We start from the raw sequence: 24,482 nt of genomic DNA, 5'->3' as shown, positions 1-24,482 counted from the left end.
TCGTACCGTCGAGCGCATAGCTTAGGCTGGCCTCTATTGCACGCATGCGCATGTCACTATATATTCCCCGGGGTACGAGCAACGGGAGGCGGCGGGATGGGCCACGGACACGGCCACGGGCAGGTGCCCGCGGGAGGCGCGTCGGGCAGGTATGTGCGTGCGTTGACCGCCGCGCTGCTGATCGGCGCGGCCTTCATGGTGCTGGAGTTCGCGGTCGGCTTCGCGACCTCCTCGCTGGCGCTGATCTCCGACGCCGCGCACATGTTCACCGACGTGCTCGGCGTGGGCATGGCGCTCACCGCCATCCTGCTCGCCCGTCGCAGCGGGCCGACGTTCAGCCGCACCTTCGGGCTCTACCGCGCCGAGGTGCTCGCCGCACTGGCCAACGCGGTGCTGCTCTTCGGCGTCGCCGGGTACGTGCTCTACGAGGCCATCAGCCGGATCACCGACCCGCCCGCGGTACCCGGGTTGCCGGTGATGCTCGTCGCGGCCGCCGGGCTGGGCGCCAACGTGGTGTCGTTCCTGCTCCTGCGCTCGGGTGCCAAGGAGAGCCTCAACGTCCGCGGCGCCTACCTCGAGGTCATGGCCGACATGATCGGCTCGTTCGGGGTGCTGCTCAGCGGCCTCATCACGCTGACCACCGGCTGGCGCTACGCCGACCCGCTCATCGGTGTCGCCATCGGCCTCTTCGTGCTCCCCCGCACCTGGTCGCTGGCCCGCCGGGCGCTGCGCATCCTCTTCCAGCACGCCCCGCAGGGCGTCGACGTCGGCCGGATCAGCGAGGAGCTCGCGGCCCTGCCCGGTGTCACCGACGTCCACGACCTGCACGTGTGGACGCTCACCTCCGGTATGGAGGTCGCCTCCGCCCACCTCACCATCGAGTCGGCCGCGGTGCACTGCGACGTGCTCGTCGAGGCCCAGAACCTGCTCGCCGGCACCTACGGCATCGAACACGCCACGCTGCAGGTCGAGCCGAGGGAATCGGCCCGACGCTGCAGCGAGATGTCCTGGTAGACCCCTACTTCACCTGGCGCGAGAGCCAGCGTTGCAGGGTGACCACGATCAGCAGGATCGTCCCGCTGACCACCGCCTGCCAGTTCGAGTTCAGCGAGCCGACCTGGTTGATCACGTTCTTGATCACCTGGAGCAGCAGCACGCCGACCAGCGTGCCGAGGATGGTGCCCGCGCCGCCGGTGAGCAGCGTGCCGCCGAGCACCACCGCGGAGATCACCTCCAGCTCCATGCCGACGCCGAGCACGGTCACCCCGGACGAGGTGTACGAGGCGATCAGCAGCCCGCCGAACCCGGCCAGCAGCCCCGACGCCAGGTAGGTGACCACCTTCGCGCGGACCACCGGCAGGCCCATCAGGTCGGCCGCGTCCTCCTGCCCGCCGATCGCCAGCACGGTCGAGCCGTACGTGGTCCGGTGCAGCACCAGCGCGCCGATCCCGAACGCGACCACCACGATCCAGATCGGGTAGCCGATGCCGAAGAGGCTGCCCTGCGCCAGCTCGCGGAACGCCGAATCCGGCGGCACCTTGTACGTGGTGGCGCCCTCGTCGCTGATCAGCAGCAGCACCCCGCGGGCGAACAGCAGGCCGGCCAGCGTGACGATGAACGGCGGCAGCCCGCCGCGCGCGATGATCAGCCCCTGCACCAGCCCGATCGCGCCGCACACCAGCAGTGGCAACAGGATCGCCACCCAGGTGCCGTACTGCGCGCCCCACGCGGCCAGCACCCCGCCGAGCGCGAACACCGAGCCGACCGAGAGGTCGATGCCGCCGGTCATGATCACGAAGGTCATGCCGAGCGCGACCACGGCCAGGAACGAGGCCTGCAGCGCGATGTTCGTCAGGTTTCCTGCGGTGCCGAAGGAATCGAAGGCGAAGGTGGAGGCGACGACCGCGACCACCAGGATCGCCAGCGCGCCCTGGCGCTGCGCCGAGCGCGCCACCCTCGCTCGGGTGGCCGTGGGCGTGGTTGTCATGTCGTCACCTTCTGCCCGGTCTTCTTCCGTGCCTTCTTCCGGCCGAGCTGCACGTAGACCGCGGCCACCACGATCACCGCCTGCGCCACCTGCGCGGTGGAGTCGGGGATGTCGTGGAAGATCAACGTCGCGGTGATCAACTGCATCAGCAGCGCGCCGGCGATGGTGCCGGCGATGCGCACCTGCCCACCGGACAGCGGCGTGCCCCCGATCACCACCGCGGTGATCGCGGACAGCTCCACCAGCATGCCGAGCTTCGTCGGGTCACTGGCCTGCGACCGCGCCGCCATCAGCACCCCGGCCAGCGCGGCGAGCAGCCCGCAGATCACGTAGGTGGTGATCAGCACGCGCTTGACCGGCAGCCCGGCGAGTTCCGCGGCCCGCTTGTTGCCGCCGATGGCCACCAGCTGCCGCCCGTAGGTCGACCGCCGGACCAGGAACCAGGCCAGCGCCGCGACCACGGCCGCGATCAGCACCACGTACGGGATGCCGAGCAGGTCACCGGTGCCCAGCTCGACCATGCCAGGGTCGCGGATGCTCTTGATCTCCCCGCCGAACACGTTGGCCAGCCCGCGCCCGGCGACCATGATGCCGAGCGTGGCGATGATCGGCTGGACGCCGACCTTCGCCACCAGCACCCCGGCCAGTACCCCGGTCACCGCGCCCGCCAGCACGGAGATCAGCAGCGCGCCCACCGTGCCGTAGCCGATGTAGAGCGGGACCAGCGCCGCCGCGATGGCCATCACCGCGCCGACCGACAGGTCGATGCCCTCGGTGCCGATCACCAGCGCCATGCCCAGCGCCACCAGCAGCACCGGGGCCACCTGGATCAACTGCAGGCGCAGCGTGCCCGCGCTGACGAAGTTGTCGGTGATCACGATGTTGATCAGCAGCAGGAACACCAGTGCCACGTAGACACCGTTGCGCCGCACCCAGTCCTTGTCGAACCGGCTCATTCGCCGTCCTCCCCCGCCAGCGCGGCCAGCAACTCGGCGCCGGTGACCCGTTCACCGGTCAGCTCCCGGCTCACCGATCCGTTGTGCAGCACCACGATCCGGTCGGCGCCTTCCACCAGCTCGTCCATCTCGCTGGAGATCAGCACCACCGCGAGCCCCTGGTCGGCCAGTTCGTCGATCAGGGACTGCACCTCCAGCTTCGCGCCGACGTCGATGCCGCGGGTGGGCTCGTCGAGCAGGAACACCTTCGGTTCGGTGCACAGCCAGCGCGCCATCAGCACCTTCTGCTGGTTGCCGCCGGAGAGCTCGCGCACCTTCTGCGCCGGACTGGACGCCTTGATGCGCAGGCGTTTCATGAACGTTTCGACCAGCGCGTCGATGCGTGCCTCGGTCACCAGACCGGCCCGCGAGAACCGCGGAAGGACGGCCAGCGCGATGTTGTCGCGCACCGAGAGGTCCGGGATGATGCCCTCGGCCTTGCGGTCCTCGGACAGCAGCGCGATCCCCGAGCGCAGCGCGTGCCGCACGGAGTTCGCCCGCACCTTCTTCCCGCGGACCGAAACCGAGCCGGACTGCGCGGGCAGCGCGCCGTAGACCGCCTTGACCGTCTCGCTGCGGCCGGAGCCCAGCAACCCGCCGAGGCCGACGACCTCGCCCGGGCGCACGGTCAGCCCGACGCCGGAGAGCCGGTGCCGGACGTCCAAACCGGACACTTCCAGCACCGGTTCTTCGCTCCGCGTGTGCTCTTCGCCGAACTCGGTGGCGCCTTCGCGTTCCACCTGCTCGATGTCGCGGCCGAGCATGCGCGCGACCAGGGTGACCCGGTCCAGCTCGGCCATCGGGCCGGTGTGCACCTGCTGCCCGTCGCGGAGCACGGTGACCCGGTCGCACAGCTCCCACAGCTCGTCGAGCCGGTGCGAGACGAAGATCAGGCCGACCCCGCGATCCCGCAGGCCACGCGCCACTTCGAAGAGCGTGGCCACCTCACGGGCCTCCAGCGAGGAGGTGGGCTCGTCCATGATCACCACGCGGCTGTCCACCGACATCGCCCGTGCCAGCGCCACCATCTGCTGCACCCCGAGCCCGAGCCTGCCGAGTTCGGCGGTCACGTCGAGGTCCAGCCCCAGCGAGCGGGTCAGCTCGGCGGCCTGGCGGTTCATCGCCGCCACGTCGATCAGCTTCCACCGGTTGCGCGGCTCGCGGCCGAGGAAGATGTTGCGCGCCACCGAGAGCAGCGGCACCAGGTTGATCTCCTGGTAGATCGTGGAGATGCCGGCGTCCTGCGCGGCGGAGGGCCGGTGGAAGTCCACCGGCTCCCCGCCGAAGCGCACCTGGCCGCCGTCGGGGCGGTACACCCCGGTCAGCACCTTGATCAGCGTCGACTTGCCGGCGCCGTTCTCCCCGACGAGGGCGTGGATCTCCCCCTTCGCGAGGGAGAAATCCACGCCACGCAGAGCGTGCACACCACCGAAGGACTTCGTGACAGCGGTGGTTTCCAGTAGTGCCTCAGAACGCATTGGCGAGGTTCTGCGCGGCGTTGTCCCGGTTGTACTCGTCGTCCTCGATGATGACGTTCTCCGGGATGGCCTCACCGTTGTAGAACTTCTGCGCGGTCTCGAAGGCCAGCGGGCCGAAGCGCGGGTTCGACTCGATCACCGCGTTGATCTGACCGTCCACAATGGCCTGGACCGCGTTGCGGGTGCCGTCGATGGAGACGATCTTCACGTCCTCGCCCGGCTTCTTGCCGGTCGCGGTCACCGCGGTCACCGCGCCGAGGCCCATTTCGTCGTTGTGCGCGTAGATCGCGGTGATCTCCGAATTGGCCTGGAGCAGCTGCTCGGCCACCGCCTGGCCCTTCTCCCGCGCGAAGTTGCCGGTCTGCTCGGCCACGATCTGCAGGCCGGGGTACTGCTTGAGCTGGTCCTTGAACCCGGCGTTGCGGTTGTCGGTCACGTTGTTGCCCGAGGAGCCGAGCAGGATGGCCACCTTGCCGGTGCCACCGGTCGCCTTGTTCATCGCGTCGGCCGCGCGCTTGCCCTGCTCGTAGAAGTCAGAGCCGAGGAAGGCCACGTAGTCGGTGCACGCGGTGTTGGTGACCTTGCGGTCGATGGTCAGCACCGGCACGCCCTTGGCCTTCGCCGCGGCCAGCGCCGGGTCGAGGCCGTCGGAGTTCACCGGCGCCACGATCAGGAACTGCGCGCCCTGGTTGAGCAGGTCCTGGATGTCGGCGATCTGCTTGGGCAGCTCGTTGTTCGCGTTGGTCACCAGCAGCTGCTTGACGCCCAGCTGCTCGGCGGCCGACTTGATCGACGCGGTTTCGGCGGCCCGGAAGGCCGCGGTGTCGGGCTCGGACTGCGAGAACCCGACCACCGCGGTCTTCAGGTCCAGCTTCTGCGCCCCGTTCTTCTCCAGGGTGCACCCCTCCCCCGCCCCGGGGGCCTGGCTCTTCACCACCTGGCCGTCACCACCCGCGGTGCCCGTGGGCGCCGCGGAACTGCCTGAATCTCCGGGGTTGGTGCACGCGGTGAGCGCCAGACCGGCGGCCGCCAGCAAGATGACGGAGAGCCGGGTTTTTCTGCTGTTCATCGTTGAACTCCTCGTGGGGGCAGGGAAGGGGTGAAACCTAGGGGCGGGTCGCGAGTGCCGCGATCTCCTGACCGGTCAGCGCCCGGTCGAACAGGCGGACGTCGTCCACGTCACCGCGGAGGAAGTCGACCTGGTTGCCGCCGTACTGACCACGGCCGATCACCGTGGGGCCGGTGGATTCCGGTGCCGCGCAGGCGCTCTGCCCGGCGACCTTCTGGCCGTCGACGTAGAGCGAGAGCGTGCCCGCCTTGGCGTCGCGGACGCCGGTGAGGTGGTACCAGCGGCCGACTTCCGGCTTCTCCGGCGACAGCGCGCGCAGGCCGACGAAGCTCATCGCCCAGCGCTGGTCCTGTCCCGAGTACTGCAGGAAGAAGGCGCTGTTGCTGCCGGTGTCCTGGCTGACCACGGTCTGGAACGCGCCGTCCGCCACGTCGAGCTTGGCCCAGGCGGACACCGAGTAGCTGCTCGCCGAGTTCACCAGCGCGCTACCGGTGTCGCCGAACCCGTTGCCGTTGAAGGAAACCGCGCCGTTCTGCACGCCGGGGGCCCATTCGGCGCCGGTCAGCGTGGCGTCGGCGTCACCGACCGCGTCGGCGGCCGTGGTGCCGGTGCCCTCGTCGAACTTGTAGGCGTGCACCCCGTCGGTGCCCGGGGTACCGGGACCGGGGTCCGGCGCGCCGGAGCCGCTGCCGTCGGCCTCGCGCACGATCTTCTCGTTGATCGCCTTGACCTGCGCGAAGTCCATCTTCTTCACCTGCCGGTCGTAGGTGAAGAACCCGTTCACCTCGTGCTCGACGTCGGTGATCTGGGTGTAGATGGCGCCGCTGATGCCGCAGCGCTGCGCGGCGTCCAGGACATCCTCCTGGTTCTCCACGTAACGCCTGGTCAGCGTGGCCGGGTCGGGCGTCATCTCGTAGGCGTGCCCCTCGCCGAACCACATGTGGCCGTCGATCTCCAGGCCGAAGCCGCCGTGCTCACCGTCCATCGAGGCGCGGTTCTCGTCCGGCACCGGGGTGCCGGGGCCGACGTAGGCGTGCCAGTCGAGCACGTCGCCCTTGCCGGAGTCACCGAGCGAGTCGCAGCAGTTCACCCCGCTGTGCGCGTTGACCAGCCGGTTCGGGTCCTGCGCCTTGACCTCCTCGGCGATGCGGCCGGTGGCCTCGCGGTTCCACTCGCCCCAGCCCTCGTTGAACGGCACGTACCCGATCACCGAGGTCCAGTTCTTCTTCTGCTCGACCAGTTCGTGCAGTTCGGTCTCGAACTGCTGCTGCGCGTCCACCGGCGGGCGGCCGCCGGTCCGCATGGCCGGCATGTCCTGCCAGACCAGCAGGCCGAGTCGGTCGGCGTGGTAGTACCAGCGGTCGGGCTCGGTCTTAATGTGCTTGCGCACGGTGTTGAAGCCGAGTTCCTTGTGCTGCTCGAGGTCGAAGGCCAGTGCCTCGTCGGTCGGCGCGGTGTAGATGCCGTCCGGCCAGTAGCCCTGGTCCAGAGTGGACATCTGGAAGAGGATCTTGCCGTTGAGCGTCATCCGCAGCTTGCCGTCGGCGCCCTCGACCTTGCCGATCTCCCGCATGCCGAAGTACGAGCTGACGCGGTCGACCGGGCGGTCGTTGGCGTCACGCAGGATGACGTCGAGGTCGTAGAGGAAGGGGTTGTCCGGCGACCACAGCTTCGCCTGCGGCACGTCGACCTTGATCTCCCCGGCGGCCCGGGTGCGCTTGCGGCTGACCACGGCACCGCCATCGCGCACGATCACTTCGGCGGACAGCGCGCTCGCGTCACCGCTGGTTTGCACGGTCAAACCCAGGGTGTTCGTGTCGATGTCCGGCACCATGCCGAGGTTCTCCACGTGCGCGGCGGCCACCGGCTCCATCCACACGGTCTGCCAGATGCCGGAGGCGCCCTCGTAGAAGATCCCGCGGTCGGGCACGATGCGCTGCTTGCCGACCGGCTGCCAGGTCTTGTCCGCGCGGTCCTCGACGCCGACGACGATCTCCTGCTGGCCACCCGGCTTCAGCGCGTCGGTGATGTCGGCGGAGAACGCGCCGTAGCCGCCCTTGTGCTCGGCGACCTTCTTGCCGTTGACGTAGACCGACGCGAGGTAGTCGACCGCGCCGAAGTTCAGCTTGAGCCGGTTCCGGCTGCCGACCTGCCAGTTCGGGGGCACGGACACGGTGCGGCGGTACCACATGTGGTCCTCGTGCCGCTCGATGCCGGAGAGCACCGACTCGCTCGGGTACGGCACCAGGATCCGCTCACCGAGGGTCTTGCCGAAGGGCGGCGCTTCGCCGGCGGTCGCGCCCGCGAACTCCCAGACGCCGTTGAGGTTCTGCCAGTCCTTGCGGGTCAGCTGCGGCCGCGGGTACTCCGGCAGCGCGTTGTCGGGGTTGACCAGGTGGGTCCAGGGGGTCGGCAGTTTCGGCGTGCCCATCGCCCACTCCGGCTGGGCCGAAGCTTGCGGGGCCACCACGGTGAGCATCGCCACGACCGAGGCGAGCGCGGCAGCGGCCCACGGACGTCTGATCTTTCGGCGTCGGCTAACACGTGACATCGTTGTCGTACACCCTTCAGGTGAGGTCCTGGTGAACCAGCGGCTGCTGGCGCCGGGAAACGAGTCCGCGTGTGCCGGCACGTGGTGGACCCGCCGTGACACATTTCACGCGGAGACTCAACAGATGTCAACACATCCGACCATACTTGCTCAGCTCTCAACATTTGCGCTCGCACCGGCCTTGCCCAGGGGATGTCCGTTTTGGTCACGGACAGAAGAAGATCCCCGGTGCGGATGGCCACACCGGGGATCTGTTGATTCTTGTCTCTTTGTGGCGGACAGTCGGCCGACGCCCGAGAGATCCGACGACCGTCGCCCCCGGATGCTATGAGTGGGGCATTACTTGCGTTCATTGCAAGTAATGCCCCACTCATAGCATCCAGAGGTCAGAGCAATCTTCGCCGGACCGCCCAGACGACAGCCTCGATCTGCGTGCGGACGCCGAGCTGGTCGCAGATCGCCCGGGTCCGGCGCCGGATCGTGCGGTCGGACAGGCCGAGCCGCCGGGCCACCGCGTCCGCGGGTAGCCCGGCGGCGAGCAGCCGGAGCAGTTCCAGGTCGTCGTGCCGAAGCCGTTCCCTGGTCAGCACCGTTACGCCCCCCAGCCCATCGCGGCGCCTCCGGTCCGCTCGGCCTCGATCCGCTCCTGGTACCCGCTGCGGTGGTAGGCCGCGATCGGGTCCGCGTCCAGGCCCATGTCCTGGCGGAGTTCGGCCAGCCGCGGCCGGACGTCGGTGTTGAAGGCGTCCATCACCACCGCGTTCGCGCCGAGCACGTCGCCCTCGGCCTGCGCCCGCGCGAGCGCGTCGGCGTCGACCAGCAGCGCCTTCGCCGTGGCCTCCTGGACGTTGAGCACGGAGCGGATCATCGCCGGCACCTTGGGTTCCAGGTTGTGGCACTGGTCGAGCATGAAGGCCACGTTCGCAGCCGGATCCAGCCCGCCCGCGCTGACCAGCTCGTGCATGATCCGGAAGAGCTGGAACGGGTCCGCCGCACCGACGATCAGGTCGTCGTCGGCGTAGTTGCGGCTGTTGAAGTGGAACCCGCCGAGCCTGCCCTCGCGCAGCAGCAACGCGACGATGAACTCGATGTTCGTGCCCGGCGCGTGGTGCCCGGTGTCCACCAGCACCTGCGCGCGCTCGCCGAGGCGCAGGCACTGGGCGAACGACGTGCCCCAGTCCGGCACGTCCATGGTGTAGAAGTGCGGCTCGAAGAACTTGTATTCGAGCAGCAGCCGCATGTTCTCCGGCATCCGGTCGTACGTCTCGCGCAGGCCCTCGTACAGGCGGTCCTGGCGGGCGCGAATGTTGTCCTGCCCGGCGTAGTTCGTACCGTCGGCCAGCCACACCGACAACACGCCGGAACCGGTGGCGCGCCCGATCTCCACGCACTCCAGCAGGTGGTCGACGGCCTTGCGGCGGATCCCGGGATCGGGGTTGCAGATGCTGCCGAGCCGGTAGTCGTCCTCTTGGAACACATTGGGGTTGATCGCGCCCAGCTCGATCCCGCGGTCGGCGGCGTACCGGCCGAGCGCGCCGAAGTCGTCCACGCGGTCCCACGGGATGTGCAGCGCGATGCTCGGCGCGACGCCGGTCAGCTCGTGCACCTTCGCCGCGTCGTCGATCTTCTCGTACGGATCACGCGGGATCCCGCGCTGGGCGAACACCTTGAACCGGGTGCCCGAGTTCCCGTACGCCCAGGACGGGGTTTCGATCCGCTGGGCGCGCAGCACCTCGGCGGCTTGTGCCCACGAACTCATCCGTTGCCCCTCTCAGAAGTCGAACCGGTCGATGTTGGCCGCGTCGAACACGGTCGGCGGGCCGAGCACGACCTCCCCCTCCGCGCCGATGGTGTACTCGCCCAGTTCCCCGGCCGAGAACTTCTCCCCCTGGGCACCGGTGATCCGGCCGGACGCGAGCGCGGTCGCCGCCTGCACGCCGAGGTAGCCGAGCTTGTTCGGCTCCCACAACGCGAACTTGCCGACCGTGCCGTCCTTGACGTAAGCCCGCAACTGGTTCGGCGTGCCGAGGCCGGTCAGCGCGACCTTGCCCTTGTACTCCGACGAACTGAGGTAGCGCCCGGCCGCGGCGAGGCCGACCGTCGTCGGCGAGACGATGCCCTTGAGCTGCGGGTGTGCCTGCAGCAGGCCCTGGGTCTTCTGGAACGACGTCTGGTCGTCGTCGTTGCCGTAGGCGGTTTCGACCAGCTTGAGCCCGGCGTACTCGGGCTTCGCCAGTTCCTGCTTCATGATCTCGATCCAGGTGTTCTGGTTCGTCGCGTTCGGGGTGGCCGAGAGGATGGCGATTTCCCCGTTGCCGCCAACGGCTTCGGAGATCAGCTGGACCTGCTTCACCGCGATGTCCCGGGAATCGGCCTGGTTGATGAACACGTCACGGGCGTCGGCCGCCACGTCGGAGTCGAGCGTGACCACCTTCATCCCCTGCTGGCGCGCGGTTTTCAGCGCCGGGGCCACCGCGTTCTCGTCGTTGGCCGCCATGATCAGCGCGTCCTGGCGCTGTTGCGCGGCGGTGTTGATGTAGGTGACCTGCGAGGAGGCACTGGCGTCGGACGGGCCGGTGGCCTTGAACTCGGCCTGCAGCTCGCCCGCGGCCTTCTCGCCACCCTGCTGCACCACGGTGAAGTACGGGTTGTTCACCTGCTTGGGCAGGAAGGTCATCTTCAGCCCGGTCTTCAGCGGGGCGGCCGGGTTCGCGGCTCCACTGGCCGCGGGCGCGGGCCCCTGGTCGGCACTGTCCTTTGTGGTCCCGCTACAGGAGGCCAGCAACAGCGCCATGCCGAGTACCGCGGCACCTCGTCGTGCGGCGGATCGTGTGTTCATCGGGTTTTCCTTCCTGCCGGGGTGAACCGGCTGCCGAGCAAGCGCGGGATGAGCACGCCGGCGAGCAGCAGCGCGCCGGTGACCACGGTCAGCACCTCGGTCGACACGTCGTCGAGGATCAGGAGGTTGCGCAGGCCGCCGAGCAGCAGCACCCCGGCGATGACCCCGCCGAGCGTGCCCTTGCCGCCGAAGATCGAGACCCCGCCGAGCAGCACCGCGGCGACCACGGCCAGTTCGAGCCCGTTGCCGTTGTCCGCGCGGGCGCTGGAAAACCGCAGGGTGTAGACGATCCCGGCGATCGCGGCGACGGCGCCGGTCAGCACGAAGAGGACCAGTTTGACGCGCTTGACCCGGATGCCGGAGAAGCGGGCGGCCTCGTCGTTCGCGCCGATGGCGAAGGCGGACCGGCCGAACGAGCTGTAGTGCAGCAGCACGGCGAACCCGATGGCCAGCACCACGAACAGCAGGATGGGGTACGGGATCTGCGTGCCGGGGATCGGCGTGTTGCCGAACTGGGTGAAGCTCGCCGGGAAGTCGGCGACCGCGGTGTCGCCGAGCAGCACCAGCGCGAGCCCGCGGTACAGGGCGAGCGTGCCGATGGTGACCGCGAGCGAGGGCAGGCCGAGCCGGGTGACCAGCAGGCCGTTGACCGCACCGCACACCGCCCCGGCGAGGATCGCCACCGGCAGGATCAGTTCCAGTGCCCAGCCGGCGTTCCAGAGCGTGCCGACCAGCGCGCTGGACAGCCCGAGCACCGAGGCGACCGACAGGTCGATCTCGCCGGAGACCACCACGAGGGTCAGCGGCAGGGCGATCAACGCGATTTCGGCGATGTCCAGGCCGAGGTAGAACAGGTTGCCGCCGGAGAGGAAGGTGCCGCCGGTGCGGACGCTGCCGACCACCGCGACCACCACCAGCAGGAGCACCAGCACCGACTCCCAGCGCAGCAGGCGGGCCATCACGCCCCTCCCTTCGAGCGGTCCGGGGGTCCGGGGGTCGTTCCCCGTGCAGGCGACACGGCGTTGTTGCGCCGCAAGGCAGCCGCGAGCCGGAGCGCCACCAGCCGGTCGATCGAGATCGCGGCGAGCAGCAACGCGCCGGTGATCGCCTGCTGCCAGAACGCGGGCACGCCGAGCACCACCAGCGAACCGGCGATCGTGCTGAGCAGCAGCGCGCCCAGCGCCGCGCCGAGCACGGTCCCCGAACCACCGAAGATGGCCACGCCGCCGACCACCACGGCCGCGACCACCTGCAGTTCCAGCCCGGTGCCCGCGGCGGCGTCGACCGTGCCGTAGCGCGCGGCCCACAGCGCCCCGGCCAGCCCGGCGATCGCGCCGGACACGGCGAAAGCGGTGAAAGTACGGCGGCGCACCGGGATTCCGGCCAGTACCGCGGCCTCCGGGTTGGAGCCCATCGCGTAGAGCTCCCGGCCGGACCGGTACGAACGCAGGTAGAACCACGCGGCCAGCACCACGATCAGCGTGATCAAGACCAGGTTCGGCACGCCGAGCAGGCGCCCGCTGCCCAGGCCGAGCAGGTTCTCGGGCAGGTCGGCGGCGTTGACCTGCTGCCCGGAGGCCAGCGCGAAATCGAGGCCGCGGAAGACGTAGAGCGTGCCGAGGGTGACCACCAGGCTCGGCACCCGGCCGAGCGCGACCACCAGGCCGTTCGCCGCCCCGCAGAGCAGTCCGATCAGCACGCCGAACGCGACCCCGGCGACCACCGGCAGGTTCTCGTTCGACGCGAAGGTGTCCGCGGTCAGGAAGGCGGCCAGGCCGAGAACCGAGCCGACGGACAGGTCCACGTTGCGCGTGATCACCACGATGGTCTGGCCGACCGCGAGCAGCGCCACGATCGAGGCGTTGAGCAGCAGGTCGCGCACGCTCTGGGCCTCGATGAACCGCGGATTGCTCAGCGCGGTGCCGCCGACCACGAGCAGCAGCGCGAGCAGGATGCCCAGCTCACGGACCTTGCCGGCGCGATCGGCGAGCCGCCGGGCGCCCGCACCCCGCTCCGGGGCGATCTGGTCCACAGTGGACTCGGCGCTCATGCCCGGCCCGCCGCGGCCAGCGCCACGGTTTCCTCGGTGGCCGCCGCCCGGTCGAGCTCGGCGGCGAGCCTGCCCTCGTGCATCACCAGCACGCGGTCGGCCATGCCGAGCACCTCGGGCAGTTCGGACGAGATCATCAGCACCGCCACCCCTTCCGCGGCGAGTTCGGACAGCAGCCGGTGGACCTCGGCCTTGGTGCCGACGTCGATGCCGCGCGTCGGTTCGTCCACGATCAGCACGGCTGGCTTCCTCGCCAGCCACTTCGCCAGCACGACCTTCTGCTGGTTGCCGCCGGAGAGCACGCCGACGGGGTCGCCGAGCCGGGAAAACTTGAGCCGCAGTTTGACGGCCCAGTCCTTGGCCAGCTGTTGTTCGTCCCTCTTGCGGATCAGGCCGCCGCGGCTGAGCGTGCCGAGCGAGGCCAGCGCCGCGTTGCGTTCGATGGACGCGTCCATCACCAGCCCCTGCTGCCTGCGGTCTTCGGGCACGAAGCCGATCCCGGCGGCCATCGCGGCGGTCGGTGAACCCGGTTTGAGGGGTTTGCCGTTTCTTCGCACGGTTCCGGCGTCGGGGCGATCGATGCCGAAGATCGCGCGGGCCACCTCGCTCCGCCCGGCCCCGACGAGCCCGGCGAGCGCGACGATCTCGCCCGCCCTGAGGTCGAAGGAGACGTCGGTGAACACACCTTCCCTGGTCAGGCGGTTTATTTTCAGCGCGACCTCGCCGGGCGCCGTGGCCTGCTTGGGGAAGAGCGTGGACAGCTCGCGGCCGACCATGCGGCGGACCAGGTCCTCGGGGGTGTGCCCGGCCAGTTCGCCGGTCCAGACGTGCTCGCCGTCGCGGAGCACGGTGGCCTTGGTGCACAGCTCGAAGACCTCGTCGAGCCGGTGTGAGACGAACAGCACCGCTACTTGGGCGTCGAGCAGGGCGCGGACCACGCCGAAGAGCCTGCGAACCTCCACTTCGGACAGCGCGGCGGTCGGCTCGTCCATCACGACCACGCGCGCGTCGAAGGACAGCGCCTTGGCGATCTCGACCACCTGCTGATCGGCGATGGAGAGCCCGCGCGCCGGCCGCGCCGGATCGAGTGCGACGCCGAGGCGCTTGAACAACTCGCGCACGGCCTGGTGCATCGCGCGGGTGTCGATCCTGCGGCCGCTGCGGAGAGGCTGGCGGCCCATGAACACGTTCTCGGCCACGGACAGGTCCCCGAACAGGGTGGGCTCCTGGTAGATGACCGCGATCCCGGCGTCCCTGGCGTCGGCGGGCCCCCCGAACCGGCTGGGCCTGCCGTCGATCAGCACGCTGCCCTCATCCGGGCGGTGGGCGCCCGCGAGCACCTTGATCAACGTGGACTTGCCTGCCCCGTTCTCGCCGAGGAGCGCGTGGGCCTCACCCGCGCGCAGGCCGAGCGACACCCCGGCCAACGCCCGCACCGCGCCGAAGGCCTTGGTAACCTCGCGCAACTCGGTCACCGGGTGCTCGGTCACTGGCCTTCTCCCTCGCGTGAATAAATCGTTTCAATCCACGGATGAGCCGAGAGTGCGTCGAAACTGTGACCCATGTCAAGTTCTACGCCCACCTTGTCCCGAAACTGACGCGCTCACCCGCCCCCACTACCACCCCCATTAGAACGTTTCAACCCCCACACCCCACAACCCGAACCCCACGTTCAGGAAGCCGAACCCCACGTTCCCGCAGCCGAGTTCCACGTTCAGGAAGCCGAGTCCCGCACTCAGGCAGCCGAGTTCGACACTCACGCTCGCGAACTCCACACCCGGGCAGCCGAGTCCCGCACCCGATCAGCCGAGCCCCGACATTCGTGGCTGGCGAGTCGCACGCTGACCCCGCCGCGAATGTGGGGTTCGGCTGCACGAGTGTGGAGCTCAGCTGCCTGAACGTGGGACTCGGACACCTGAGTGTGGAGTTCGGCCAGCTCGACCGCCGGCTGACCACCAGCCCGGATGTCACGAACGTGGGGTTCGGCTTCCTGAACGTGGGGTTCGGCTGCACGAGTGTGGGACTCGGCTGCCTGGACGTGGGACTCGGCGGGAGGGCGGAGGGTCAGGTGGAGTGGAAGCGCCATTGGCCGTGGGTGATGTGGTGGACGGCGTAGCCGCGGTCGGTGCGGATGCGCGGGGAGGCGGGGACGGAGGTGACGGTGCCGGGTAGGTGGACTTCGGCCTCCGAACCCACGGGGACGTCCACGGTCAGCCGTAGTCCCTCGCTGACTTTGGTCCAGTGCACGCCGACCCGCCCCCGCACGGTTTCCACGCTGCTCCCCGCCCAGTGCACGCCGGTCAGCGCGTCCGGGCGCACGGTGAACGTCCGGTACCCCGCGTCCCCCGGGCGCAGGCCGGCGACGTTCTCGTACAGCCACTGCACCACGGTCCCCTGGAAGTAGTGGTCCCGCGAACGCGAGTCCAGCTGCCACATCTCCCACATGGTGTCCGCACCGTTGTCGAACCAGTACCCCCAGCTCGGATAACTCCGCTGCGTGGCCACGGCGTGGGCGACATCGGCGTGACCGTGGGCGGTGAGCACCCGCAGCAGGACACTGGTTCCCAGCGCCCCGGTGTTCAGGTGGTTGCCCCGCGCCCGGATGTCCGCCACCAGACTGTCCACAACGGACTGCACCGCCCCCGCCGGGACCAGGTCGAAGGCCAGCGGGATCGCGTTCGACGTCTGCCGGTAGCCGGGGTCCTTCGCCGTCCGGTAGTGCCCTTCCGGACCGAGGAAGGCCGCGTTGAACGCCTCCCGGAGCCCGTCCGCCACCGATCGGTACCGGGCCGCGGTCGCCTCGTGCCCGAGCATCGAGCCGAGTTCGGCGGCGCCGACGAGCGCTCGGTGCAGATAGGCGGTGGCGGTCAGCCGGGTGTCCTCCGGCGGCACGCCACCGTACCCCGGCGGCAGGTAGTCGCCCAGCGCGGTGACCGCCAGCCCGTTCTCCAGCCGCCCGATTTCCCAGTCCAGGTACCGGGTCAGCGGCTGCCAGTGCTCGGCGGCCACCCGGTCGTCGCCGTACCAGCGATACATTTCCCGGACCAGGAAAGGATAGACGGTCGTCCACTCCGGAGCGGGCGCCAGTTCCTGGTAACCCCAGCCGCCACTCGGGACGATCACCGGCAGCTGCCCCGGCTCGTTCTGGCTGTCCGCGAGGTCCCCGATCCACTTGGTGAGGAACCGCGGCACGGCGAAGGCGTACGCCAGGCTCGGCGCGCCGAGCTGCGCGTCCCCGGTCCAGCCGTTCTTCTCATACATCGGGGTGTCGGTCGGGATGCCGTGCAGGTTGTTCAGCAGCGTCCGGCGCATCGCCCGGTCCAACTGCTCGAAAAACGGCTCCGAGCAACGGAAGGAAGCGACCTCACGCACCTTCGTGTGCACCACCCGGCCGAGCAGCCGAGGCTGCGTCGTCAACCCGTGCACCTCGACGTACCGGAAGCCCTTGTACGAGAACTTCGGCTCCCAGGTCTCCTCACCACCACCCGCGCAGGTGTAGAAGTCCTTCTGGTGCCGCCCGGGCACGTGCCCGTTCTCCCAGATGACGCTGCCGTCCTCACGCAGGCGCTCGCCGTGCCACAGCTCGACCGTCGTACCCGCCGGTGCGCTCACGGTCAGCTTCGTCCAGCCCGCCATCGTGCGGCCCATGTCGGCGACGAACACCCCCGGCCGCAGCGCGGTGATCGACACCGGCGTCACGGTTTCCACGACCTCGATCGGCTCGTGCTGCTGAGCACGCACCACGCCCTTCGGCGCGCTGTGCACGACCGGCGCCCGCCAGGAACTGTCGTCGAAACCGGTCGCCGACCACCCCGGCTTCGCCTCGCGCGCGTCGTAGGATTCCCCGGCGTACAGGGAATCCGAGACCGTCGGGCCGTCCGCGAGCCGCCACGAGGTGTCCGACGCGATGGTCGTGCGGCTGCCGTCCGGGTGCGTGATCTCCAGCTGTGCCAGCAGTTTCGGTTCACCACGCCAGTCCGGCTTCTCCCAGCGCCAGACGTTCGGCGTGGTCATGCCGTAGAACCCGCGCCCGAGCGTCACGCCGATCGCGTTGGCCCCACCACTGAGCAGCCCGGTGACGTCGTGCGTGGCGTACAGCACGGTCCTGTCGTAGTCGGTGAACCCCGGATCGAGCACCTGCGTGCCGACGCGCTCGCCGTTGATCTCGGCTTCGTAGTACGCCAGACCGCTGATGTACAGCCGCGCGCTCGCGATCGGTTTGTCCACAGTGAACTCACGACGCAGCAGCGGCGCGGGCACCTGCGGTACCTGCACCGAAACGCCGCTGCCCCAAGGACCCTGGCCGTACGGCGCCAGTACCGCGGCCTCGGCCCACCCGCTGTCGTCGAAGTCCGGTTGCTGCCAGCCGCTCTGCTCGGTGTCCGCGACCCGCCAGCCCGGACCGGTGACCAGCTCGTGCGTCCCGGCCCGGAGCCGGACCAGCAGGCCGCCCGGGTTGACCGACACCGAACCCCGGTTCGTGGCGAGCACCGCGACCACAACACGGCCGCTGACGGAGACGTCGGCGTGCCGCGCGGTCCGCCAGCCGTCGACCTGCTCGGGCGCGTGCAGCACCTGCTCCCCGTTGAGGAACAGGGTGAAGTCGTCGTCCGCCGTGGCGATCAGCTCCGCCTCGGTGACCCCGGCGGGCAGGTCGAGCGTCGCGCGGAACCAGCGGGGACCGGCCGGCGCGTTGCCGCTCGTGCTGCCCGGCGACCAGATCCACGACGAGCCGGTGAACTCGAGCGGCGCTTCCGGTGCGGGCGCGCCGATCCAGGCCGCCGTCCACTCGGTACCGAGGAAACCGGTCTCCCACCAGCTCCACGCGCTCCAGTCCGACGACCGGCCGTCCTGGTCCCACACCCGCACGCGCCACTGGTACCGCGTACGCGGCTGCAACGCCGGGCCGTCATAGGCAACAGCGGTCGAGCGATCCGACGCCACCCGCCCCGAATCCCAGATCCCGTCGACCTCGAGCTGGTAGGCCGTCTGCCGGGCGCCGTGGCCGGGCGCCACCGGCACCCACGACAGCAGCGGCCGGGCCACATCGGTGCCCAGCAGGGTTTCCGCGTATTCGACGGTCAGCCGTTCGACGCGGAGCACGCCCGCCTCCTCTGCCCGGTCCGCTGCGGCCGCCTCCCCGGTGGGCAGCGCGAGCACGCCCGCGCCCAGTGCGGAGGTCTGCAGGAAGCTACGCCGGTTCACTCCACCAGTCATCACCGGAACGTACGAACGACGCCACTCGCGCGGCAACGCCGATGTCCGGTTCCGGTCGCCTCACCACCCGGTTGCCCGCGCGCTCTTCGCCGTCCGGCCCACCGGCGCGGTCTCGATCCGCCGGACGCCGGGCAGCACCGCCAGCCGCCGGGTCAGGTAGCCGTAGAGGTCCTTGACCGCGGGGCAGACCACCCCGGCGACCAGGTTGGTCGGACCACTGGTCGCCGCGACGTAGGCCACCTCGGCGTGCTCCTCGGCCAGCAGGCGGCCCGCCAGGTCGAGGTCGGCGGGTTCGACCGTGAGCCACAGCAGGACGTGCACGCCGAAGCCGAAGATCCGGTGGTCGAAGTCCACGGTGAACCGCAGCAGCCCGCCCGCCCGCAGCTCGGCCAGGCGGCGGCGGACCGTGGTCTGCGACCAGCCGGTCGCCCCGGCCAGTTCGGTCACCGGGGTCCGGCCGTCGTCCCGCAGCAACTCGATCATCCGATGGTCCTGTTCGGACATCTCCCGCCGCGGTGGGGCGTCGGCCGACCAGGTCAGTTCGTCGATTTCGGCCCTGGTCAGCACGCGAGCCTTGCGCAGCAGACCTTCACCACCGCCGAGGAACTCGTGCAGCACGCACTGCGCGGTCACGTCGAGCACGCGCGGCAGCTTCGGCACCAACGGGGTCTTGTCCCCGGAAGCCCTGATGGCGCACACGATTTCGGTGCCACCGGAGGTGATCCGCACCCACGAGGCGTCCTCGCGGCCGGCGATCGCGGTGGCCACCGCGTCCGCCGCGTCCGGCGGGCACCGCACCCTGGTCAGCCAGAGCGCCTCACCGAGCGCTTCCGGATCGCTCACCCCGATCACCTTGACCGCACCATCCGAACGCAAGGCGGCGTAGTGCCGGGCGACGGTCTGCCCGGAGACTCCGAGCACCTCGCCGATGCGGCTGAACGAGGCACGGCCGTCGAGCTGGAGGGCGTGGAGCAAACGGCGGTCGAGGTCGTCGAACGCGTGCGGGGTCACCGAATCAGGCTAGATCGCGCACGGATGCACCGATAGACGCTGATCTACTGGATCGCTTCAATCCCCGGTCGCGAAGCGGTCCATCGCGGCCCGCACCGCCTCTTCCATGGCGCCCTCCGAGAAGTGACCGCCCTCGTCGATCACCTTCAGCTCGGCGTCCGGCCAGGCCTTGGCCATCGCCCACGCGGTTCCCAGTGGCGCGCTGAGATCGCGCCTGCCGTGCACCATCACGCCGGGGATCCCGGCCAGTCTGCCCGCTTCCCGCAGCAGGACGCCGTCCTCCAGCCAGGCGTGGTGGTGGAAGTAGTGCGCCGCCGTGCGGGCCAGCGCCATCCGGAAGTCCGGGTCGGCCCAGCGCGGGTCGGGGGTCTGCTCGTCGACCGCCGCCGCTTCCCAGGCGCACCAGTCGCGGGCCGCCTTCTCGCGGACAGCGGGGTCCGGGTCGTTGAGCAGCCGGTTGTACGCGCCGACCACGTCGTCGTCTCCGGCCCCTTCGCGGAACCGGTCCCACGCCTCCGGGAACACCATGCCCAGCCCGCGGTAGAGCCAGTCGATCTCCGACGGCCGGGTGTTCGTGACCGCCACCAGCACCAGTTCCGTGACCCGCGCCGGAAACCGTTCCGCGTACGCGAAACCCAGCGTCGCGCCCCACGAGCCGCCGAACACCAGCCAGCGCTCGATGTCCAGGTGCTCGCGCAGCAACTCCATGTCGGCGAGCAGGTGTTCGGTGGTGTTGACGCTCAGGTCGGTCTCGTGGTCGATCACCGACGGCGTGCTGAGGCCGACACCGCGCTGGTGGAACTGCACCACGCGGTAGGCCGCCGGGTCGAAGTAGCGGCGGCCGTTGGGCGAGGGCACGCCCGGACCGCCGTGCAGCAGGACCGCGGGCTTGCCCGCCGGGTTCCCCGAGACGTCCCAGTGGACGAGGTTGCCGTCACCGACGTCGAGCAGGCCGCTGTCGTACGGCTCGCCGTGCGTGTACATGGTTCCTCCAGTTGTATTAGCGCTGTTATATTAGCGCTGTGACAACCACCGGGTTCGGCACCCAGCTCCGGCACCTGCTCGACCTGCTCGACGGCGATGTCGCCCGGGTCTCCGCCGACTTGGACCTGGCGGGCTTCCGGCCGCGGTTCTCGCCCGTGGTGCGCACGCTGACCGAGCGCGGTCCGCTGCCGATCCGCGACCTCGCCGAGGCGCTGGGCGTGACCCACTCGGCCGCCAGTCAGACGGTGACCCAGATGCGCCGGCTGGACCTCGCCGAACTGCGGCCGGGCGCGGACGCGCGCGAGCGCATCGTGCACCTGACCCCGAAGACGCGGGAGTTGCTGCCCGTGCTCGACGCCGAGTGGGCGGCGACCGAGGCCGCCCTCGCCGAACTGGACGCCGAACTGCCGTACTCACTGGTCGAACTGGTCGCCGCCGCCACCCGCGCGCTGGAACGGCGGCCCTTCCACGACCGCGTCGGCACCCGGCTCAGAACAGCCGCAGCTGATCGTTCCGCAGGTCCTTGAGATGCACGTCCGCGCACCGGCGGCAGGTGACCGGCTCCTCGGTCGGCGACAGTCCGCGCAGCGGGTCCCAGGTGTTCAGGCCGGCTCCGCAGACCGGCAGCCAGGCGTCGTTGACCAGGTGCACCGTGCCCGACGGCGTCCGGCCGCGCGCCGCGTCGGCGGACGGCGGCGCGGGTACGCGGTGGTGCGCCTGGCGGCGGAGGAAGGCCTGCAGCGGCTCACGGCCGGGGAGCGGCAGCTGCTCGGCGATCTCGGGGCTGTCGGCTGGTTCCATACGTCGATCCTCCCACGCCCCACCGACAGCTCGGGCGGGGAAAGTCCCAGGCAGGGGCCCCGGTAGATTGACGCGGACCCCGACCCCGTTGCCGAAGGACCTGGTGTGGTTGCGCTCATCTGCGGCTGGCTGCTGCTGACCGCTCTGGTACTCGGGGGCTGGACCCGCATCTCCACCAGCCGGGCGTGGCGCGTCGCCGCGCTGACGGGCGCGGTCGCGTACTCGCTCGGTCACCAGGCGTTGTTCTCCACCGTGGCCGAGGACGCCTTCATCACCTTCCGCTACTCGGAGAACCTCGCGGACGGCAACGGCCCGGTGTTCAACGTGGGCGAGCGGGTCGAGGGGTACTCGAACTTCCTGTGGATGCTGCTGATCGCCGTCCCGAAGGCGTTGTTCGGCAAGGGCATCGTGGTCGGCGCGGCGGTGCTGGGCGTGGTGTGCACGGTGGCGTGCGTGGTGCTGTCGTACTTCCTGGTCAACCGCCTGGTGAAGGACAAGGCGCTCGGCGTGCTCGCGGCGGTGCTCACCGCCGGTGCCAGCGGACTGGCCGCCTACGGGCCGTCCGGCCTGGAAACGCCGCTGTTCCTGCTGCTGGTGCTCGGCGTGCTCTACGCGCTCGCGGTGGAACGGCCGCTGATCGCCGGGCTGCTGGTCGCGCTGGCCGGGATGACCCGGCCGGACGGGCTGCTGATCGCCGTGCTGGTCGGGCTCTACCTGCTGCTGCGCGCGGTCCGGAAGCGGACGAACTGGCGGCCGGTGCTCGAATACGCGGCGGGGCTGCTGGTGCTGGCGCTGCCGTGGACCATCTGGCGCGTCGTCTACTACGGCCATCTGCTGCCCAACGCGGTCGCCGCGAAGTCGGGTGGCTCGTTCGGCTGGCAGATCGCCCAGGGCGGCGAGTACCTCGGCGGGTTCGCCGTGGCATCACTGGGTTTCCTGGTGCTCGCGGCGCTGGCGATCGCCGGGCTGGTGTGGTTCCGGCGTGCGGACGCGGATTCCTCGCTGGTGTGGCTGATCTTCGTGCTGGCGTTGACCTACCTCGCGTTCATCACCTACGCGGGCGGTGACTGGATGCCCGCGTACCGCCTGCTCGCGCCGGTGCCCCCGCTGCTCGGCGTCGCTTCGGTCGCCGCGTACGGGCTGCTGGACACCGAACGCCTGCGGACGCGGGTCGCCGGGCTGCGCTTGATGCCGCTGGCCGCCGCGGCGATCTGCGGGCTGTCGCTGCTGGTGTCGATCACCGATCCGAAGATGCTCGACCTGATGCACCAGTGGCGCGCGAAGATCGCCGAGATGGAGGAGTTCGGGTCGCTGCTCGGGCAGAACCTGCCGCCGGGCACGCTGATCAGCACCTACGCCAACGGCGCGCTGTCCTACCGGGCCGGTCCGGCGGTGCCGGTGGTCGACGTGCTCGGGCTGACCGACGAGCACATCGCGCGCAACGGCCTGCGCACCGAGGAGAGCGGCCCGATCGGGCACATCGCGCACGACTACGACTACGTGGTCCACGTGCGCAGGCCCGCGCTGGGCATCGTCACCGGCAACGGGTTCGCCGTCCGTCCACAGTGCACGGACGACGCGATCTACCGCGACACCTACCAGGTGGCCAACTTCCGCCGCGAGGGCACGCAGCTCTACGCCGTGGTGTTCCCGCGCAAGGACCAGGCCGCGACGCTGATCGCCGCGCTGGACGCCGATCCGCGGTTCGTCTACGAGCCCTGCCCGGCTACCGCACCAACGCCCTGACCGTCAGCGCCAGCCTCTCCCGCACGACCTCCGGCTCCTCCAGGTAGCCGCCGACCATCGCGCCGTCACGCAGGAAGACCAGCACGCCGGACAGCTCCGGCGGGATGCCCGCGGCGACAGCCAGGTCGGCGAGCGCGCCGGCGAACCAGTCGCGGTGCTCGCGCACGGTCACGCGGACGGGGTGCTCGGGATCCGGGTACTCGGCGGCCGCGTTGATGAACGGGCAGCCGCGGAAACCGGCGCCGCAGATCTGGTCACCGAGGCCGACGACCAGGCGTTCCAGCAGCTCACGGGGGTTCTCGGCGCGCGCCTCGGCGGCCGCGACGTTGGCGCGGATCGCCTGGTCCTCCGCCTCCAGGTAAGCGCGGACGAGCGCCTCCTTCGACGGGAAGTGCCGGTAGAAGGTGGCGCGGCTGACGCCGGCCTCCTCGATCACCCGGTCCACGCCGACCGCGTGGATGCCGTCGGCGTAGAAGATGCGCGCGGCGGCTTCCACCAGCCGGGTCCTCGCCGCCGAGGGACGGCCTGTCGCTGTGCCCATGAGACGAGCGTAACAGAACGTTCTGTCTCATTCTCCTTGCCGAAGCCGGGCCGGCGGGCTAGTTTCGATCTCAACAGAACGAGACAGAACGTTCTCCCTCATTGAGGAGTCGCCATGACCGCGAACCCGCACAACCTGCCGCTCGAACCGGCCGCCCAGGCCTTCGCCGAGGCGACTTCGCAGCCGCCGTTCCTGTTCGACCTGGCCCCCGCCGACGGTCGCAAGGCGGTCGACGAGGTGCAGAGCGGTGAGATCGCCAAGCCCGCCGTGGACATCGAAGACCTGACCATCCCCGGCGACGTGCGGGTCCGGATCATCCGCCCGGCCGGGGCCGAGGGTCCGCTGCCGGTGATCGTGTACCTGCACGGCGCGGGCTGGGTGTTCGGCAACTCGCACACGCACGACCGGCTCATCCGTGAACTGGCCGTCGGCGCGGGCGCGGCCGTGGTGTTCCCGGAGTACAGCCTTTCGCCGGAAGCCAGGTACCCGATCGCGATCGAAGAGAACTACACGGCCGCCAAGTGGGTCGCCGAACACGGCGGCGAACACAACCTGGACGCCGGGCGGATCGCCATCGCCGGCGACTCGGTCGGCGGCAACATGACCGCGGCGGTCACCCTGCTGGCCAAGCAGCGCGGCGAGGTGCAGTTCCGGCAGCAGGTCCTTTTCTACCCGGTGACCGACGCGAACTTCGACACCGAGTCGTACCGTTTGTTCGCCGAAGGCTATTTCCTGCGGCGGGACGGAATGCAATGGTTCTGGGACCAGTACACCACCGACCCGGCGCAGCGAGCGGAAATCACCGCCTCGCCGCTGCGGGCAAGCTCGGAAGAATTGCAGGGCCTGCCGCCGGCACTGGTGATCACCGCCGAAGCGGACGTGCTGCGTGACGAAGGCGAGGCCTACGCGAACAAGCTGCGGCAGGCAGGCGTCCCGGTGACGGCCGTGCGCTACCAGGGCGTCATCCACGACTTCGTCATGCTGAACGCCCTCCGCGAAACCCCCGCGGCCGCCGCCGCCATCGCCCAAGCCGCCGCCACCCTGCGCTCCGCCCTCGCCTAAGGCCCGATGGACACGAATGTGGCTTTGGGAGCCGATTCCGCCCCCAAAGCCACATTCGTGACATTGTCCCCCTCGACCATGCCGTGAATGTGGCTTTCACGGCACATTCCGCCGTGAAAGCCACATTCACGGCACCCAACGGGACCCCCGG

Annotated in this window: 20 protein-coding genes; 4 read left to right on the top strand and 16 right to left on the bottom strand. The window is 70.0% G+C overall.

Annotated features, from left to right (window positions below):
* The first annotated feature begins 96 nt into the window (after positions 1-96).
* Complete coding sequence (locus L3Q67_RS17115; protein WP_499190443.1) at positions 97-1,014, top strand: cation diffusion facilitator family transporter; 918 nt, start codon at positions 97-99, stop codon at positions 1,012-1,014.
* A gap of 4 nt (positions 1,015-1,018) precedes the next feature.
* Here the strand turns inward: L3Q67_RS17115 and L3Q67_RS17110 are convergent, their stop codons facing one another.
* The 14 genes from L3Q67_RS17110 to pip all read right to left on the bottom strand — a co-directional run bounded on the left by L3Q67_RS17110 (position 1,019) and on the right by pip (position 20,181).
* On the bottom strand, positions 1,019-1,987 hold the full coding sequence (locus tag L3Q67_RS17110) for an ABC transporter permease (protein WP_499190442.1): 969 nt from the start codon (positions 1,985-1,987) through the stop codon (positions 1,019-1,021).
* Positions 1,984-2,943, bottom strand: a complete 960-nt coding sequence (locus L3Q67_RS17105; protein ID WP_499190441.1) for an ABC transporter permease — start codon at positions 2,941-2,943, stop codon at positions 1,984-1,986. The genes L3Q67_RS17110 and L3Q67_RS17105 overlap by 4 nt, the downstream gene beginning before the upstream one ends.
* The gene (locus L3Q67_RS17100) at positions 2,940-4,460 is read right to left on the bottom strand and encodes a sugar ABC transporter ATP-binding protein (protein WP_499190440.1); all 1,521 of its coding nucleotides are present in this window, start codon (positions 4,458-4,460) and stop codon (positions 2,940-2,942) included. Before L3Q67_RS17100 ends, L3Q67_RS17105 begins: the two co-directional genes overlap by 4 nt.
* A complete protein-coding gene (locus L3Q67_RS17095; protein WP_499190439.1) occupies positions 4,450-5,529 on the bottom strand; it encodes an ABC transporter substrate-binding protein in 1,080 nt (359 codons plus the stop codon). The genes L3Q67_RS17100 and L3Q67_RS17095 overlap by 11 nt, the downstream gene beginning before the upstream one ends.
* A 37-nt stretch (positions 5,530-5,566) precedes the next feature.
* Complete coding sequence (locus L3Q67_RS17090) at positions 5,567-8,008, bottom strand: LamG-like jellyroll fold domain-containing protein (RefSeq protein ID WP_499190438.1); 2,442 nt, start codon at positions 8,006-8,008, stop codon at positions 5,567-5,569.
* 458 nt (positions 8,009-8,466) lie between these two features.
* On the bottom strand, positions 8,467-8,670 hold the full coding sequence (locus L3Q67_RS17085; protein ID WP_499190437.1) for a transcriptional regulator: 204 nt from the start codon (positions 8,668-8,670) through the stop codon (positions 8,467-8,469).
* 2 nt (positions 8,671-8,672) lie between these two features.
* Positions 8,673-9,839 (bottom strand): sugar isomerase, encoded by a 1,167-nt coding sequence (gene rhaI / locus L3Q67_RS17080; RefSeq protein ID WP_499190436.1) that lies wholly within the window; start codon positions 9,837-9,839, stop codon positions 8,673-8,675.
* 12 nt (positions 9,840-9,851) lie between these two features.
* Complete coding sequence (gene rhaS, locus L3Q67_RS17075) at positions 9,852-10,919, bottom strand: rhamnose ABC transporter substrate-binding protein (protein ID WP_209662199.1); 1,068 nt, start codon at positions 10,917-10,919, stop codon at positions 9,852-9,854.
* Positions 10,916-11,878 carry an ABC transporter permease gene (locus tag L3Q67_RS17070; protein ID WP_499190435.1) on the bottom strand — a complete coding sequence of 321 codons (963 nt, stop codon included), beginning with the start codon at positions 11,876-11,878 and terminating at the stop codon, positions 10,916-10,918. Before L3Q67_RS17070 ends, rhaS begins: the two co-directional genes overlap by 4 nt.
* A complete protein-coding gene (locus tag L3Q67_RS17065) occupies positions 11,878-12,969 on the bottom strand; it encodes an ABC transporter permease (RefSeq protein WP_499190434.1) in 1,092 nt (363 codons plus the stop codon). The genes L3Q67_RS17070 and L3Q67_RS17065 overlap by 1 nt, the downstream gene beginning before the upstream one ends.
* Positions 12,966-14,459 carry a sugar ABC transporter ATP-binding protein gene (locus L3Q67_RS17060; protein ID WP_499190433.1) on the bottom strand — a complete coding sequence of 498 codons (1,494 nt, stop codon included), beginning with the start codon at positions 14,457-14,459 and terminating at the stop codon, positions 12,966-12,968. Before L3Q67_RS17060 ends, L3Q67_RS17065 begins: the two co-directional genes overlap by 4 nt.
* A gap of 574 nt (positions 14,460-15,033) precedes the next feature.
* Positions 15,034-18,186 (bottom strand): alpha-L-rhamnosidase, encoded by a 3,153-nt coding sequence (locus L3Q67_RS17055; protein WP_499190432.1) that lies wholly within the window; start codon positions 18,184-18,186, stop codon positions 15,034-15,036.
* 60 nt (positions 18,187-18,246) lie between these two features.
* A complete protein-coding gene (locus L3Q67_RS17050; protein ID WP_499190431.1) occupies positions 18,247-19,197 on the bottom strand; it encodes an Lrp/AsnC family transcriptional regulator in 951 nt (316 codons plus the stop codon).
* A gap of 57 nt (positions 19,198-19,254) precedes the next feature.
* Positions 19,255-20,181, bottom strand: coding sequence for an alpha/beta hydrolase family protein (gene pip, locus L3Q67_RS17045; RefSeq protein WP_499190430.1), 927 nt, complete (start codon positions 20,179-20,181; stop codon positions 19,255-19,257).
* A gap of 38 nt (positions 20,182-20,219) precedes the next feature.
* Here pip and L3Q67_RS17040 point away from each other — a divergent pair, with 38 nt between their 5' ends.
* Entirely contained in the window at positions 20,220-20,708 is a 489-nt protein-coding gene (locus L3Q67_RS17040; RefSeq protein ID WP_499190429.1) for a winged helix DNA-binding protein, read from the top strand.
* Here L3Q67_RS17040 and L3Q67_RS17035 read toward each other — a convergent pair.
* Complete coding sequence (locus tag L3Q67_RS17035) at positions 20,671-20,982, bottom strand: hypothetical protein (RefSeq protein WP_499190428.1); 312 nt, start codon at positions 20,980-20,982, stop codon at positions 20,671-20,673. The two genes, L3Q67_RS17040 and L3Q67_RS17035, sit on opposite strands and share 38 nt — an antisense overlap.
* Positions 20,983-21,087: 105 nt before the next feature.
* Between L3Q67_RS17035 and L3Q67_RS17030 the strand changes: the two genes are divergently transcribed.
* On the top strand, positions 21,088-22,728 hold the full coding sequence (locus tag L3Q67_RS17030; protein ID WP_499190427.1) for a glycosyltransferase family protein: 1,641 nt from the start codon (positions 21,088-21,090) through the stop codon (positions 22,726-22,728).
* Here L3Q67_RS17030 and L3Q67_RS17025 read toward each other — a convergent pair.
* Positions 22,709-23,269, bottom strand: coding sequence for a TetR/AcrR family transcriptional regulator (locus L3Q67_RS17025; RefSeq protein ID WP_499190426.1), 561 nt, complete (start codon positions 23,267-23,269; stop codon positions 22,709-22,711). The two genes, L3Q67_RS17030 and L3Q67_RS17025, sit on opposite strands and share 20 nt — an antisense overlap.
* Before the next feature lie 114 nt (positions 23,270-23,383).
* Between L3Q67_RS17025 and L3Q67_RS17020 the strand changes: the two genes are divergently transcribed.
* Entirely contained in the window at positions 23,384-24,331 is a 948-nt protein-coding gene (locus tag L3Q67_RS17020; RefSeq protein ID WP_499190425.1) for an alpha/beta hydrolase, read from the top strand.
* The last annotated feature ends 151 nt before the right edge of the window (positions 24,332-24,482 follow it).

This window comes from Saccharothrix sp. AJ9571 (assembly GCF_021725495.1).
Taxonomy (GTDB): Bacteria; Actinomycetota; Actinomycetes; order Mycobacteriales; family Pseudonocardiaceae; genus Amycolatopsis; species Amycolatopsis magusensis.
The sequence above is the reverse complement of the archived record's forward strand: the minus strand, read 5'-3'. Positions and strand labels throughout refer to the sequence as shown.

Excerpts from the sequence above, each read along its gene's own strand:
- L3Q67_RS17115 (WP_499190443.1), top strand. The coding sequence starts at position 97 with ATGGGCCACGGACACGGCCACGGGCAGGTGCCCGCGGGAGGCGCGTCG.
- L3Q67_RS17105 (WP_499190441.1), bottom strand. The coding sequence starts at position 2,943 with ATGAGCCGGTTCGACAAGGACTGGGTGCGGCGCAACGGTGTCTACGTG.
- L3Q67_RS17035 (WP_499190428.1), bottom strand. The coding sequence starts at position 20,982 with ATGGAACCAGCCGACAGCCCCGAGATCGCCGAGCAGCTGCCGCTCCCC.
- L3Q67_RS17090 (WP_499190438.1), bottom strand. The coding sequence starts at position 8,008 with ATGCTCACCGTGGTGGCCCCGCAAGCTTCGGCCCAGCCGGAGTGGGCG.
- L3Q67_RS17025 (WP_499190426.1), bottom strand. The coding sequence starts at position 23,269 with ATGGGCACAGCGACAGGCCGTCCCTCGGCGGCGAGGACCCGGCTGGTG.
- L3Q67_RS17110 (WP_499190442.1), bottom strand. The coding sequence starts at position 1,987 with ATGACAACCACGCCCACGGCCACCCGAGCGAGGGTGGCGCGCTCGGCG.
- L3Q67_RS17065 (WP_499190434.1), bottom strand. The coding sequence starts at position 12,969 with ATGAGCGCCGAGTCCACTGTGGACCAGATCGCCCCGGAGCGGGGTGCG.
- L3Q67_RS17020 (WP_499190425.1), top strand. The coding sequence starts at position 23,384 with ATGACCGCGAACCCGCACAACCTGCCGCTCGAACCGGCCGCCCAGGCC.
- L3Q67_RS17095 (WP_499190439.1), bottom strand. The coding sequence starts at position 5,529 with ATGAACAGCAGAAAAACCCGGCTCTCCGTCATCTTGCTGGCGGCCGCC.
- L3Q67_RS17070 (WP_499190435.1), bottom strand. The coding sequence starts at position 11,878 with ATGGCCCGCCTGCTGCGCTGGGAGTCGGTGCTGGTGCTCCTGCTGGTG.
- L3Q67_RS17100 (WP_499190440.1), bottom strand. The coding sequence starts at position 4,460 with ATGCGTTCTGAGGCACTACTGGAAACCACCGCTGTCACGAAGTCCTTC.
- rhaI (WP_499190436.1), bottom strand. The coding sequence starts at position 9,839 with ATGAGTTCGTGGGCACAAGCCGCCGAGGTGCTGCGCGCCCAGCGGATC.
- pip (WP_499190430.1), bottom strand. The coding sequence starts at position 20,181 with ATGTACACGCACGGCGAGCCGTACGACAGCGGCCTGCTCGACGTCGGT.
- L3Q67_RS17055 (WP_499190432.1), bottom strand. The coding sequence starts at position 18,186 with ATGACTGGTGGAGTGAACCGGCGTAGCTTCCTGCAGACCTCCGCACTG.
- rhaS (WP_209662199.1), bottom strand. The coding sequence starts at position 10,919 with ATGAACACACGATCCGCCGCACGACGAGGTGCCGCGGTACTCGGCATG.